This window comes from Mycolicibacterium llatzerense, from assembly GCF_000878195.1.
Classification (GTDB): domain Bacteria; phylum Actinomycetota; class Actinomycetes; order Mycobacteriales; family Mycobacteriaceae; genus Mycobacterium; species Mycobacterium llatzerense.
On sequence record NZ_JXST01000043.1, the window covers coordinates 15748 to 29702 of the forward strand.

12 protein-coding genes are annotated in these 13955 nt (G+C 66.4%); 5 read left to right on the forward strand and 7 right to left on the reverse strand.

Annotated features, from left to right (window positions below; all coding sequences use genetic code 11):
• The first annotated feature begins 66 nt into the window (after positions 1-66).
• Positions 67-1662 carry an adenylate/guanylate cyclase domain-containing protein gene (locus tag TL10_RS24115; protein ID WP_043397311.1) on the forward strand — a complete coding sequence of 532 codons (1596 nt, stop codon included), beginning with the start codon at positions 67-69 and terminating at the stop codon, positions 1660-1662.
• Positions 1663-1665: 3 nt separating this feature from the next.
• Here the strand turns inward: TL10_RS24115 and topA are convergent, their stop codons facing one another.
• The 3 genes from topA to TL10_RS24130 form a co-directional block, all read right to left on the reverse strand.
• Positions 1666-4491, reverse strand: a complete 2826-nt coding sequence (gene topA / locus TL10_RS24120; protein WP_043987666.1) for a type I DNA topoisomerase — start codon at positions 4489-4491, stop codon at positions 1666-1668.
• A gap of 145 nt (positions 4492-4636) precedes the next feature.
• Positions 4637-5230, reverse strand: coding sequence for a hypothetical protein (locus TL10_RS24125; protein ID WP_043987667.1), 594 nt, complete (start codon positions 5228-5230; stop codon positions 4637-4639).
• Between the two features lie 128 nt (positions 5231-5358).
• Positions 5359-5562: a cold-shock protein gene (locus TL10_RS24130; protein WP_043397302.1), complete on the reverse strand. Its 204-nt coding sequence runs from the start codon at positions 5560-5562 to the stop codon at positions 5359-5361.
• 224 nt (positions 5563-5786) lie between these two features.
• Between TL10_RS24130 and TL10_RS24135 the strand changes: the two genes are divergently transcribed.
• Both TL10_RS24135 and TL10_RS24140 read left to right on the forward strand, forming a co-directional pair.
• Positions 5787-8150, forward strand: a complete 2364-nt coding sequence (locus TL10_RS24135; protein ID WP_043987668.1) for a DNA 3'-5' helicase SftH — start codon at positions 5787-5789, stop codon at positions 8148-8150.
• A gap of 55 nt (positions 8151-8205) precedes the next feature.
• Positions 8206-9249, forward strand: a complete 1044-nt coding sequence (locus TL10_RS24140) for a PAS domain-containing protein (protein ID WP_043987669.1) — start codon at positions 8206-8208, stop codon at positions 9247-9249.
• 27 nt (positions 9250-9276) lie between these two features.
• Here TL10_RS24140 and soxR read toward each other — a convergent pair whose 3' ends face one another.
• The 4 genes from soxR to TL10_RS24160 all read right to left on the reverse strand — a co-directional run bounded on the left by soxR (position 9277) and on the right by TL10_RS24160 (position 10705).
• Complete coding sequence (gene soxR / locus TL10_RS24145) at positions 9277-9750, reverse strand: redox-sensitive transcriptional activator SoxR (RefSeq protein WP_081936734.1); 474 nt, start codon at positions 9748-9750, stop codon at positions 9277-9279.
• 119 nt (positions 9751-9869) lie between these two features.
• A complete protein-coding gene (locus tag TL10_RS24150; protein WP_276525133.1) occupies positions 9870-10256 on the reverse strand; it encodes an Rv3654c family TadE-like protein in 387 nt (128 codons plus the stop codon).
• On the reverse strand, positions 10204-10545 hold the full coding sequence (locus TL10_RS24155) for a TadE family type IV pilus minor pilin (protein ID WP_043987671.1): 342 nt from the start codon (positions 10543-10545) through the stop codon (positions 10204-10206). The genes TL10_RS24150 and TL10_RS24155 overlap by 53 nt, the downstream gene beginning before the upstream one ends.
• On the reverse strand, positions 10523-10705 hold the full coding sequence (locus TL10_RS24160; protein WP_043987672.1) for a DUF4244 domain-containing protein: 183 nt from the start codon (positions 10703-10705) through the stop codon (positions 10523-10525). Before TL10_RS24160 ends, TL10_RS24155 begins: the two co-directional genes overlap by 23 nt.
• A gap of 99 nt (positions 10706-10804) precedes the next feature.
• Between TL10_RS24160 and TL10_RS30735 the strand changes: the two genes are divergently transcribed.
• Positions 10805-12196, forward strand: coding sequence for a tyrosine-type recombinase/integrase (locus tag TL10_RS30735; RefSeq protein WP_131630800.1), 1392 nt, complete (start codon positions 10805-10807; stop codon positions 12194-12196).
• Complete coding sequence (locus tag TL10_RS30740; RefSeq protein WP_043987673.1) at positions 12196-13929, forward strand: hypothetical protein; 1734 nt, start codon at positions 12196-12198, stop codon at positions 13927-13929. The genes TL10_RS30735 and TL10_RS30740 overlap by 1 nt, the downstream gene beginning before the upstream one ends.
• Positions 13930-13955 lie beyond the last annotated feature (26 nt).

The following is a 13955-nucleotide window of genomic DNA, read 5'->3' on the forward strand; positions in this document are numbered from 1 at the left end:
GTCGCCGGCGACACGAACCTGCGCGCAGCGGCGATATCCGTCGCCCCGGCCGGATACGGTTAGCGGGTGGCCACCGATGTGAAGGACATCGGGCGAATCAGGGGGTTCGTCCGGTGGGTGGCGCGCACGCCGTGGCCTGTGTTCACGCTGAGCCTGCTGCAGGCCGACATCATCGGCGCGCTGTTCGTTCTGGGCTTCCTGCGGTTCGGTCTCCCGGCCGAAGACCGCATCCAGCTACAGGACCTGCCGGCGGTGAACCTGGCGGTGTTCCTCACCGTCCTGTTCGTCTCGTTCGTGGTGGCCGCGTGGCTGAGTCTGCGGCTGTTGATCCCGGTGATCCGCTGGCAAAGGCGGGACACCCTGCACGGCGACGCCACCGACGCGGCCTTCACCGAACTGGCCCGGACCCGGGCCCTCAAGATGCCGTACTACCGAACCCTGATCAGCGTCGGGAACTGGTTCCTGGGTTCGGTGGTGTTCATCATCGCGAGCTGGCCGGTGGCCAGCCGCTCGGCACCGTTCGTCGCGGTCGCCAGCGCGCTCGGCGCCACCGCCACCGCGATCATCGGTTATCTGCAGTCCGAGCGGGTGCTGCGGCCCGTCGCGGTCGCCGCGCTGCGCGACGGCGTGCCCGAGAACTTCAAGGCGCCCGGCGTCATCCAGCGCCAGGTGCTGACCTGGGTGCTGTCCACCGGCGTGCCGCTGCTGGCCATCATCGTGGCCCGGCTCGCCGGGCAGTACACGCCCTTCATCGCCCAGAACGAGCAGCTCAACACTCCGATCTTGCTGCTGGCGATCACCGCCCTGGCCGTCGGCCTGGCCGGCAACGTGCTGGTCGCCATGTCGATCGCCGACCCGCTGCGCCAGCTGCGGTGGGCCCTGGGCGAGGTGCAGCGCGGTAACTACAACGCGCACATGCAGATTTACGACGCGAGCGAGCTGGGACTGCTGCAGGCCGGGTTCAACGACATGGTGCGCGACCTGTCCGAGCGGCAACGGCTGCGCGATCTGTTCGGCCGCTACGTCGGCGAGGACGTCGCCCGCCGGGCCCTGGAGCGCGGCACCGAGCTGGGCGGCCAGGAACGTGATGTCGCGGTGCTGTTCATCGACCTGATCGGGTCGACGCAGCTGGCGTCCACCCGGCCCGCGGCCGAGGTCGTGTCGATCCTCAACGAGTTCTTCCGGATCATCGTGGACACCGTGAACCGGCACGGCGGGTTCGTGAACAAGTTCCAGGGTGACGCGGCGCTGGCCATCTTCGGCGCCCCCATCGAGCACCCGGACGCCTCGGGCGCGGCGCTGGCCGCTTCCCGCGAGCTGCACGACGAACTGGTGACGGTGCTGGGCACCACGGAATTCGGCATCGGCGTCTCCGCGGGCCGGGCCATCGCCGGCCACATCGGCGCACTGGCCCGCTTCGAGTACACCGTGATCGGCGACCCCGTGAACGAGGCCGCCCGCCTGACCGAGCTCGCGAAGCTCGAAGAGGGCCACGTGCTGGCCTCTGCGATCGCCGTCAGCGGCGCGCTGGACGCCGAGGCACTGTGCTGGGACGTCGGTGAGACCGTCGAGCTGCGTGGCCGGTCCGCGCCCACCCAGCTGGCGCGGCCGCTGTCGCTGGCCTCGCCGAGGCCGACTCCGGAAACCGAAGCCGCGAGTTAGGCCTCAGGCCTTCTTCGCGGCGGCTTTCTTCGCCGGCGCCTTCTTGGCGGCGGTCTTCTTGGCCGCCGTCTTCTTCGCCGGGGTCTTCTTGGCGGCCTTCTTCACCGGGCCACGAGCACGCCGGTCGGACAGCAGCTCCGAGGCCCGCTCGTCGGTGATCGACATGACGTCGTCGCCCTTGCGCAGGCTGGCGTTGGTCTCACCGTCGGTGACGTACGGACCGAAACGACCGTCCTTGATCACCATCGGCTTGTTCGACACCGGGTCGGTACCCAGCTCGCGCAGCGGCGGCGTCGCCGCACCTTGGCGCCCACGACGTTTCGGCTCGGCGTAGATCTTCAGCGCCTCTTCGAGCGTGACGGTGAACATCTGCTCTTCGGTGGCCAGCGAACGAGAGTCGGTGCCGCGCTTGAGGTACGGGCCGTAGCGGCCGTTCTGCGCGGTGATCTCCTCTTTGTTCTCCGGGTCGACGCCGACGACGCGCGGCAACGACAGCAGCTTCAGCGCGTCGTCGAGCGTCACCGTCTCCAAATCCATTGAGCGCAAAAGAGATCCGGTGCGCGGCTTGGGGCCGACGGGCTTCTTGGTCTTCTTCGCGCCGGCGCCGGCGTCCGGCTCCTCCGGCGGTGCGGGCAGCACCTCGGTGACGTACGGCCCGTAACGGCCGTCCTTGGCGACGATCTCGTGCCCGCTCTCCGGGTCGACACCCAGCACCCGGCCCTCTTGCGGTGTGGCGAAAAGCTTTTCGGCCAGCTCGAGGGTGAGCTCGTCGGGCGTCAGGTCGTCGTTGAGGTTGGCGCGCTGCGGTTTCAGCTCACCGGGGTTCTCCTCATCGGCGACCATCCGCTCCAGGTACGGCCCGTTGCGGCCGACCCGGACGTTGATGGCGCGGCCTTCGGCATCGTCAAACAGCTTGATGGAGTTGACTTCTCGCGCGTCGATGCCTTCGAGGTTGTTGCCGACCAGCTTCTTCAGGCCGCCCTCACGGGCCACCGAACCCTCGACGCCGTGCTCGCCGCCGAAGTAGAAGTTCGACAGCCAGTTGGTGCGCTGTTCGGTCCCGGCGGCGATGCCGTCGAGCTCGTCCTCCATCGCGGCGGTGAAGTCGTAGTCGACCAGACGCCCGAAGTGCTGTTCCAGCAGCCCGATGACGGCGAACGCCACCCAGGCCGGCACCAGGGCGCTGCCCTTCTTGTAGATGTAGCCGCGGTCCTGGATGGTCTTGATGATCGACGAGTACGTCGACGGACGACCGATGCCCAGATCTTCCAGCGCCTTGATCAGCGAGGCCTCGGTGTACCGGGCCGGCGGGTTGGTGGTGTGCCCGTCCGCGGTGAGCTCGGCGGCATCCACCCGCTGGCCCTGCGTCAGGTTCGGCAGGCGGCTCTCGGCGTCGTCGGCCTCGCCGCCGGCCTGCTCGTCGAGGCTCTCGACGTAGGCCTTCAGGAAGCCGGCGAAGGTGATGGTGCGGCCGGAGGCGCTGAACACGACCTGCTCGCCCGTGCGGGCGGTGCCGGAGATGCGCAGCGACAGCGTCGTGCCGCGGGCATCGGCCATCTGGGAGGCGACGGTGCGCTGCCAGATCAGCTCGTAGAGCCGGAACTCGTCGGTGTCCAGGGCGCCGTGCAGCTGGCCAGGGGTCTGGAAGACGTCACCGGCGGGGCGGATGGCCTCGTGTGCCTCTTGCGCGTTCTTGACCTTGCGGGTGTACTGCCGCGGAGTCGGGTGGACGTACTCCTGGCCGTAGAGCTGCCCGGCCTGGGTACGCGCGGCGTTGATCGCCGACTCCGACAGCGTCGTGGAGTCGGTACGCATGTACGTGATGTAGCCGTTCTCGTACAGCCGCTGCGCGATGCTCATGGTGCGCTCGGAGGAGAACCGCAGCTTGCGGCCGGCCTCCTGCTGCAGCGTCGAGGTCATGAACGGCGCGTACGGCTTGCGCGTGTACGGCTTCTGCTCCACCGAGCTGACGGTCAGCGACTCGCCGCGCAGACCGGCGGCCAGGGCACCCGCGCCGGCCTCGTCGAGCACCAGCACCTCGTCGGGCTTCTTGACCGCACCGAGGGAGTCGAAATCGCGGCCGCTGGCGACCCGTCGGCCGTCGACGGAGTTGAGCTTGGCGGTGAACTTGGGCGGTGACGCGGTCGCGTCGGACACGCTGGCGTCCAGCTCGGCGGTGACGTCCCAGTAGCCGGCGCTGCGGAACGCCATGCGTTCGCGCTCGCGCTGCACGATGATCCGGGTCGCGACGGACTGCACGCGGCCGGCCGACAGCTTCGGCGCGACCTTCTTCCACAGCACCGGACTGACCTCGTAGCCGTAGAGACGGTCGAGGATGCGGCGGGTCTCCTGCGCGTCGACCAGGGCGATGTCCAGGTCACGCGGGTTCTCGGCGGCCGCCAGGATCGCGGGCTCGGTGATCTCGTGGAACACCATGCGCCGGACCGGCACCTTGGGTTTCAGCGTCTCCAGCAGGTGCCACGCGATGGCTTCACCCTCGCGGTCACCGTCCGTCGCGAGGTAGAGCTCGTCGACGCCCTTTAGCAGGTCCTTGAGCTCGGTGACCGTGGCCTTCTTGTCCGGGCTCACGATGTACAGCGGCTCGAAGTTGTCGTCGACGTTCACGCCGAGGCGGGCCCAGGCCTCACCTTTATATTTGGCCGGCACGTCCGCGGCGTTCCGCGGGAGGTCACGTATATGTCCGCGCGACGATTCAACGACATAGTTGGCGCCGAGGTAACCGGCAATTTTGCGCGCCTTGGTAGGCGACTCGACTATGACGAGTCGCCGGACCCGGCTGCCGCTACCGGCACCATCGAGGTCAGCCACCGTATCTATCCGCTCCACTTCTTGGTCTGCGTTACGACACCGAATGAATGCCTAACGGTCATCCGGTCCCAAGGCAAGTCACAATTTGACACTCCGCGCGAGCCTACGCAAACCGGTTGCGGCCAAAATATACGGCGTGCACCCACTAAGTCCGGGGCCATTGGAGAAACGCCTCGGTGAACCCGGGTGGCTCCCCCACGTTCTCTACCAGGCGTAACAGCCTCCGCCGGCCGCTGATCCGCAGGGCCGGATGATGGCCTCGGGTCCCGATCAAGGTTGGCGCAATACCGACTCGCATAAGTGCCGACGCCAACGCCGAATGAGTATCTGGTGCGTGGGGATCCAAACCCAACAAGTAGCCGTTCGGTTCCGCCATGCCCGCGGCCAGCACCCAGGCGCGCAGCTCCCGGGGGCCCGGCAACCACCCTTCGGGGACGGTTTTGACGGCTCCGCGAGTCCAGTCCTCCGCCATGGGCGCCAGCCTGGCGTCAGCTTCGGTGCGCACCAACGGGGTCTTCTCGTCGGTGTGGGTGATCTCCGGCTTCAAGCCCGTTTCGGCGATCATCTCGGCCAGCGCCTCGGCCCGCCACAACGCGTCGACGACGACGGACAAGCGGACTTTTCGGCCGTCCGCCGCATCGCCGGCCTGGACCAGCTGTCCCGGCGCAGCGAGCAACCCGGTCAGGTCGGCCACCTCGGGCGGCACCGACTCGGCCGAGAAGAAGGACAGCTGGCTCACCCTGCCGACAGTAGGCCAGCCCACAAAGAAAGGTGTGGAGGCAAAGCCGCGCGGCGATCAGGCCACGCTATGCGAAACGCCCCCACTTCGTCACAGACGATGCGGGGGCGTTTGTCAGTCTCTTGGCCTCAGATGGGGCGGACGTTGAGAGCCTGCGGGCCCTTGGCGCCCTGCTCGACCTCGAAGTCGACCTTCTGATTCTCTTCCAGGGTGCGGAACCCGTTGGACTGAATCTGCTTGTAGTGGACGAAGACGTCGCCGCCGCCGCCTTCCTGCTCAATGAAGCCGTAACCCTTCTCCGGGTTGAACCACTTCACAGTCCCCTGTGGCATTTGTCGTTCATTTCCTTCTGTTACTGCGGGTGCGATCCACCGAGTCTTCCGATGTACCGGGAGCGCAACGACGTTCGCGGGTGTTGACACACGAATACAGCAGCTGCGACCGAGTTCAGTCAACCATGTCGGGCGCTGTCGCAACAGTCGCACGACGATGTGTGGTGAACAATTCATCTTGGCCCGCTGCAACGGGCGGCAGCCATGGCCGAGAAGGGATCACAGTGACACACGCGGAGTCCGATGACGCTGCAGCGCAGCCGAACTTCGGGCGTGAACTGTTGTCCTCCGCACTCGACGGCACCCCGGCCGACGAGCAGCCGCTGCGGCACGTCGCCGACCTGGCCCCACGACAGGCTCGCCGAATGCCCTGGCCCACTTGGGTCGGCGACGACGTGGTGCGCGCTTTCACCGATCGCGGTGTGGCGCAGCCGTGGTCGCATCAGGTATCCGCGGCCGAGTTGGCGCACGCCGGCCGGCACGTGGTGATCGCGACGGGCACCGCATCCGGCAAATCCCTGGCCTACCAACTGCCGATCCTGCACGCGATGCAAACCGATGTGCACGCCCGCGCCCTGTACCTGTCCCCGACCAAGGCACTGGGCCACGACCAGCTCCGTGCCGCCCAGTCGCTGTGCGCCTCGATTCCCGGTCTCGGCAACGTCGCCCCGTCCGCCTACGACGGTGACAGCTCAACCGAGGCAAGGCAATTCGCCCGGGAACGGTCCCGCTGGATCTTCTCCAATCCCGACATGGTGCACCTGTCCCTGCTGCGCAACCATTCCCGCTGGGCCGTGTTCCTGCGTCAGCTGAAGTTCGTGGTGATCGACGAATGCCATTACTACCGGGGCATTTTCGGCTCGAACGTGGCGATGGTGCTGCGCCGGCTGCTGCGCCTGTGCGACCGCTACGGGTCGGCACCCACGGTGGTGTTCGCCAGCGCCACCACCGCAGCCCCGGCGCAGACGGCGTCCGAGTTGCTCGGCCAGACGGTCACCGCGATCACCGAGGACGGGTCGCCGCACGGCGGCCGCACGGTGGCGCTGTGGGAGCCCGCGCTGCTCACCGATCTGGTCGGTGAGAACGGCGCCCCGGTCCGGCGGTCCGCCGGTACCGAGGCCTCACGGGTGATGGCCGACCTGATCGCCGAAGGCGCCCGCACCCTGACCTTCGTCCGATCGCGCATCGGCGCCGAGCTGACGGCGCTCGGCGCGCGGGCCCGGCTCGAGAACATCGCTCCCGACCTGGCCCCGCTGGTGGCGTCCTACCGTGCCGGGTACCTGGCCGAGGACCGTCGGGCCCTGGAACATGCCCTGACGGAAGGGGAATTGCGCGGCCTGGCCACCACGAACGCACTGGAGCTCGGCGTCGACATCGCCGGACTGGACGCGGTGGTGCTGGCCGGGTTCCCCGGCACGGTGGCCTCGTTCTGGCAGCAGGCCGGCCGAGCCGGGCGGCGCGGCCAGAGCGCGCTGATCGTGCTGATCGCCCGCGACGACCCGCTCGACACCTACCTGGTGCACCATCCCGCCGCGCTGCTGGACAAGCCCATCGAGCGGATCGTCATCGATCCCGGGAACCCGTTCGTGCTGTCGCCGCAATTGCTTTGTGCGGCAACCGAACTCCCGCTGACGCCGGCCGAGGTGCGGATGTGGGACGCCGAGGCAGTCGCCGAAGCACTGGTCGACGACGGCCTGCTGCGCAAACGCCCCGCCGGCTACTTCCCGGCGCCCGGGGTGGATCCGCACCCCGCCGTGGACATCCGAGGTTCATCCGGCGGGCAGATCGCCATCCTGGAGTCCGGTACCGGACGCATGCTGGGCAGCACCGGTGCCGGGCAGGCGCCGGCCTCGGTGCACCCGGGCGCCGTCCACCTGCACCAGGGCGAGACCTTCCTGGTGGACGCCCTCGACTTCGAGGCCGGTGTCGCCTTCGTGCACGCCGAGGATCCCGGCTACACCACATCGGCCCGGGAGGTCACGGACATCAGCGTGAGAGGGACCGGTGAGATTCACCGGTTCGGGCCGGTGGCCATCGGCCTGGTCCCGGTGTCGGTGTCCAACACCGTGGTGGGGTTCCTGCGCCGCGCCATGGACGGCACTGTGCTCGATTTCGTCGACCTCGATATGCCGACCCGCACCCTGGACACCATGGCGGTCATGTGCACGATGACCCCGGAAGTGTTGCTCGACAACGGGATTGACCCACTACGGGTGCCCGGTTCGCTGCACGCCGCCGAGCACGCCGCGATCGGCCTGCTGCCGCTGGTGGCCAGTTGCGACCGGGGTGACATCGGCGGTGTGTCCACCGCATCCGGACCCGCACCCGGCGATTTATCCGGTCTGCCAACGATTTTCGTGTACGACGGCTATCCGGGCGGCGCCGGGTTCGCCGACCGCGGGTTCCGGCAGCTGTCCACCTGGTGGTCCGCCACGGCCGCGGCGATCGAAGCATGTGAGTGCCGTCACGGTTGCCCCTCCTGTGTGCAATCGCCCAAGTGCGGCAATGCGAACGATCCGCTGGACAAAGCCGGTGCTGTCCAGGTACTTCGCCTGGTTGCCCGCACTTTGGCGGCCCACGGAAAGTAGGCCGCCGCCCGACATCGGGCAGAGCAAAGCGCGCCGAAACGGATAAACTACGGCCATGACGGACGACTGGCTCCTCGTCGAGACCCTCGGCGCCGAACCTGCCGTCGTCGCGCAGGGGCAGCAAACCGTAGACATGGTGCCCATCAGCGCTTTCCTGCGGCGCAACTCCAGTCTGATGGCGATCCAGTCGGCGATCGGGGAAACCGTGCGCGCCGGCCTGCCGCTGACGAGCATCACCCCCAAGAGCGACCGGGTGATCCGGACCGAAGTGGTGCAGATGACCGACGGCCGCATCCATGGCGTCCACGTGTGGGTCGGCACGCCCGACGCCGATCCACCGGACCGGATCATCCCGGGCCCGCTGAAGTGGGACCTGACCAACGGCATCGCGACCGACACCATGGAGTCGCTGGCCAACAGCGGCCTCAACCCGGCCGCCGAGGCCACCCACGGCCGTGCTTTCGCCGACGACCTGCAGACCCGCAAGCTCAAGCCGAACGAGGCGCGGGTCATCTCGGCCGTGATCAAGCCCGAGCCCGGCCAAACCTTCACCAGCACTTGGGAGATGACCGACTTCCGGGGGCGGCCGATCTCGGTCGGGTTCGCCGCGCGGGTACTGAACGAGCCCGACGAAGACGGAGAGGACCAGCTCATCTGCCGGGCCATGAACTGGCGGGCAGTCCGAGACAATTCGTCTGCCACGCCGCTCGACCGGGCACGCCAGATCATGAACGGCCCCGCGGTGCCCGGGGTCTACCGCGCCATGGTCGATCTGAACAGCTGGAAGTTGATCAAGTGGATCGACGAAACCTGTCCGCTGTTCGACTGGAGCGCCGACAACAAGCCCGAATTGGTGGTGCACCCGAACGAGCTGCCCGAAATGGCCGTCATGACAGTCGAGTTCGCCAGTGGGCCGACGTCACGGGTACTGCGACTGCGTGCGCACGACGGCGGCTGGGTGCCGATTCACGTCACCGCGCACCGACTCGAAGTCGCCGGCGACACCTTCGCCGGGCTGTTGTCGCTGCGATTGCCCACCTACGGCGAACTGATGGCCGCCGAAGACCGGCTGGCCGACGACGAGGTTCCCGAGTCCTGACGGTGTCGAAACCTGTTCGGCGCCTGCCTAGTTCGATTCGTCGATGGGCATCAATCGCCGCGCTCCCGGCCCTTCGGCGGCGAGCTCGTCCCCAGGGTTGATGACCAGGCAGTGGTTCAGCGAGATACACCCGCACCCGATGCACTGGTCCATCTCCGACTGAAGCCGCTCCAGCTCGAGCTGCCGCTCGCGCAGTTGCGCACGCCATCTCTTGTTGAGCCTGGTCCAGTCCCGCAGTGACGGCATCCTGTCATCAGGCAGCGTCCGGAAGTGCTCGGCGACCTCACTGAGGGGAATGCCGAGACGCTTGGCCACCTGGATGACGGCGATCCGACGCTCCAGGTGCCGTGGATAGAGTCGCGTCCCGCCGGAGGTGCGCTCGGGATGGATCAGCCCTTTTCGCTCGTAGAAATGCAGCGCCGACGCGGGGACCCCCGTCCGCTTCACGATCTCCCCGATGGTGAGCAGATCGGTCGGACCCATACGCTTGATCTCAACCATAGTTGAGATTCTACGGTGGTGACATGCGAAGTGACACAGCAGATCGGGCCGCGGTCAAACCCGGGTGGGGTGATGTGTTCTTCTGCGGCCTTCTGATCGTTGTGGCCACCGGACTGTCCTCAGCCTGGCCCGGCGCGGGCCCGTCCGTGCGCCTCGCCCAGGTGCCACCGGCCGAACCGCACCGGCACCTCCACGTCGACCACCACGTCCAGCCGCTGCACCGAGCAGTGATCAACCCGGCTGTCCATTACTTCGGCGACGGCGGCGGCCCGACGACAGGATTGGCCGGGTCCGGCCGCCAATGCGCCTGCGGCGGCCAGCGCGGCCAGATCGGCCGCTGACTGCGCGCGGTGCCGGCCGATCACCGCGGTGCCGACAGCGGCCGCCCCGATCAGGATCCCGACGAGCACCACGATCAGCGCGACCGCGAACACCGTCGCCGCGCCCCGGTCGTCAGGCGCCAGGTTCGGGCGCCGCCACGGCCTCCGCCCCCACCGTGACGCCAGGGAGCAGCGGGGCGGGCGCCCGGACCCGGGCCACGACCCGCCCGCCGTCGCGCCGCACCTCGACCGAGGCGCCGTCGGGTCCGGTACGCCGGGCCGTATCGACGGCGGCGCGGTCGTCGCCACGGGCCGCGAGCCGGGCCGCTTCCCTGGCCGCGTCGATACAGCGCACCTGCATCGAGACCGCCGCCAGCCCGCCGATACCGAGGACCGCGACCGCGATGAGGGCGGCAATCGCGAACGCCGCCTCCACCGTGACGCCGCCGCGGTCATCCCTTGGTAGTGAGAGCACGGGCGATGATGCCCGTCAGGGCGCTGACGATCGAGTCCCCGGTGACCACTGTGTACAGGATGGCGCCGAAAGCCGCGGCCGCGACGGTGCCGATGGCGTACTCGACGGTTATCGCGGCAATGTTGATGTGTCTCGATTGTTGCGCTGCCGTCTGCCGCATCTCGATTTTTGGCGTCGCAGTGCACGACCACCGCGATAGATTCCAGCCGTGCTCATATTTCGGTACAGGTCAGAAGGCTGGGAGACCTGGGACCTTGCGATGAAGCCGCTCATTGCTGAACACATGCCCATATTGATTGACGATGACCTCTTGTTCGAGGACGAAGGAACGTTTCGCCAGACGGTGACGGTGAATCGCTGGCTTCGAGAGCTGCCGGTCTCGGGTGCGCCGTCACCACGGACTTGGGATGTTTATGCGCGGGTGTTGAAGTCGTGGTTGGAGTTCTTAGACAGCTACGGGGTCGGCCTATTGGACTCTGCGGACCTACTTCGCGGTGCGCTCAGCGCGATGGCCGAATACCGAATGTCAGGCCCCCTCGATGCGCGATGGGACGCGGCCACATGGAACTTGCATGTCAGTGTCCTGTCGCGGTTCTACCAGTGGGCCATGGCGGAAGGCCTCACGGCCGCAGAACCATTCACTTATTCGTGGGGCCGACGATTCGTCGGACCACAGCTGGTGGCGGTTCGCCGCAACAACGCCAGACGTCGAACTGCTAAGCCGCACAGTCTGATTAAGTATTTGGAACGAGATTTTGCAGATCTGTTCTTGAACGTAGTTGGCGGATTGCAGCCCGATGGATCGGCCGACGATACGTGCCGGGGGCGCGAGGTTGGTCGCAACTCGGCAATGGCACGGGCGGTGATGTCATCGGGGCTCCGGCGCCAAGAGTTTACCTATCTGTTGACTTACGAGGTTCCGCCCCTGCCGGACCGTCGAACCATTGTCCCAGTTCAGTTTCCGCTTGGCCGCGGCGTTACGAAAGGGGCTAAGCCGAGGACGACGTGGATTGACTATGACGCCCTCGCTGAGCTGCACCAGTACATCGCATTAGAGCGCGCGGCTGCTAGTGCCGAGTCCACTTGGCGCCCTCCAGCGCGACTCGGGCCAAGGCTGCAGGTTGAGGCTCCCGACTGGCAGGGCGCACTTATTGACGGCGTCAGACGGCGATGGTCCAGTCTCGTGCCCGACGAACGTCTACGCCTCGTTGCTCCAGATGGCTCTTCATGCGTTGTAGGGCTGCAGTCATCCGGTTCGCCATTCACCGATTGGCCCACGGTCTTTCGCCGAACTTCTGAACGTATCCAGACGACTTTTGAACCGCGATTTCCGACGGTGTCGCCGCACCGACTCCGCCACACGTTCGCGATGCGAACGTTGGAGTGGCTCGTCGATGGGCATTACCAGCGCGCGGCGGCACTTGCACTTCAAACTGACGCCGATGCCGGGTTGGCGTTGTATCTGCTTAAAGCCGATCCCCTTTGCGTTCTCCGAGACCTGCTCGGGCATGCCTCAGTGACGACCACCGAGATCTATTTGCGTCGTCTCGACGTGATGCGCATATTCCATGACGCGAGCACCAAGGTGGACTTGCACCCGAAGGTCCTGTTCGCGACACCGATTCCCTCACACGCGACCGAGGAGAAGTAGTGCCGGCCAAGGTCATTCAAGAGCCGCTGGCGGTGGAGTTCGCGTTTCCCAATGGAACGAGTTGCACGATTGACTTCGCTCGGCTTCCGAATCAGCAGCTCGCCCACGACCTCGCGCGAGGTCTAGCGACGCTCGTTCACCCGCACGGAAGAATCTCCCGCCGCGCGACTGCGCAAGACTACGCGGGCTCGGTGCGACGACTGGTCACCGTGCTAGCCGATGGCAACTTCTCGGGCGGTGCGAGCGACCTCACTGCCGCTCAGCTGTTGGCCTTCTGGATGGCCCATTCGCACCATCACGAACGACGGACTCGTCTCATGCTGCTCGGAATCGAGCCGACAATCGCGACGCTCGATCCAACCCTTCGAGCACATCTGAACGGCCGCCTTCGCAAGCAGACGCCGAAAGGGTTGCCTTATCGGCCGTACACCAGTACCGAATGGCAACGCCTGACAGAGTGTTGCACCGACATCATTGATTCAGCATGGCAGCGACATCACGACATGCTCGTAATCGCCAAGAAAGGCCGCAGCCCGCGGTCCTCGCCCGTGTCAGTGAAGTCGTTGGGATGGCTGATGCTTCGACGTGGACCCATGAGTCGCGAAGACGTCGAGCGATTCATTGGTCGCCAGCTTCGACCCAGAGCCGCCGGCGTCAACTACGAGGGTCAATGGGTCCGGCAGGTGCGGGAATCGTTGTTTCCGACTTTGGAGGTCCAGATCGCCTACCGGCTCCTGTTCGGCATCCAGACTGGGATCGTTCCTGACGGAATCGATGATCTTGGTATCGACGACATCCATTGGGCTGGTGATTCCACCGTGCTGCTCAGTTATGTGAAGGGCAGAACGACGGGCGAGGGCTTGAATCTCACTAAGGGGGCGGTTCGACTGCTGAAGCAGTGGCTGGATCATTCCGACACTCTGCGCAGGACGGCGAGCCAGCATTATCGTGGAAGCCTTTGGCTAGCAATCAATTCCGTCCACACCTCGTCCCGGGTTATGGATGCTAGGTACACCCCTGGGAGCCTTGGAAGATTCAGTCGGCGGCATGAACTCGTCGACGATTCAGGCGAGCCACTGCATATCCATCGCGGCCGCATTCGCGCGACCTTCCTCAATATGCTGGCGATGCGCGGGTGGACGGGACGAACGACCATCGACCCGAACCACAGTGCTGCCGTCGAAGGTGACCACTATCTGACCGCTGCAACCCCCGCACAACGAAACGCTCTGGAGTCGGTCATCGAAGAAGGGCAAGCCGACCTCGTGCGCCGGGCGCTCCCGGCCACCGTGTTCACGGGTGACGAGGTGGCCCAACTCGTGGCTCGCTTACCGGCGATCGTGGCTGAGTTAGTACCCGACGCACCAACGATCGCTGACCTGGTTGGCGGAAAACAGGATGTGTTCGTCGCCGCCTGCGCCGACCAACTCTCGGGGCTGTGGGGCCCCAAAGGCCAGCCTTGCCCGTCTAGGCCGTGGGTATGTCTCATGTGTCCCCTCGCGGTCTTCCTCCCCCGTCACGCACCAAACTTGTTGCGCCTCAAGTCCTTCTTTGCACGCCAGTTCAGACGGATGCCGACAGATCAGTATCTGCGCGTGTTCGGCCCCTACGCCGACCGACTCGATTCGGACATTCTGCCGCAGTTTTCATCCAATGTGCTGGCGTCGGCGGCCGCGGCTGTCAACGACCTGGATAGCGAAATCCCCTTGGGTCGTGTCCGGGACGCGGTGTAAATACGGAGCACGGGCGTAGGTTCCGC

Excerpts from the sequence above, each read along its gene's own strand:
- TL10_RS24140 (WP_043987669.1), top strand. The coding sequence starts at position 8,206 with ATGACGGACGACTGGCTCCTCGTCGAGACCCTCGGCGCCGAACCTGCC.
- TL10_RS30735 (WP_131630800.1), top strand. The coding sequence starts at position 10,805 with ATGAAGCCGCTCATTGCTGAACACATGCCCATATTGATTGACGATGAC.
- soxR (WP_081936734.1), bottom strand. The coding sequence starts at position 9,750 with ATGGTTGAGATCAAGCGTATGGGTCCGACCGATCTGCTCACCATCGGG.
- TL10_RS24130 (WP_043397302.1), bottom strand. The coding sequence starts at position 5,562 with ATGCCACAGGGGACTGTGAAGTGGTTCAACCCGGAGAAGGGTTACGGC.
- TL10_RS24160 (WP_043987672.1), bottom strand. The coding sequence starts at position 10,705 with ATGCGGCAGACGGCAGCGCAACAATCGAGACACATCAACATTGCCGCG.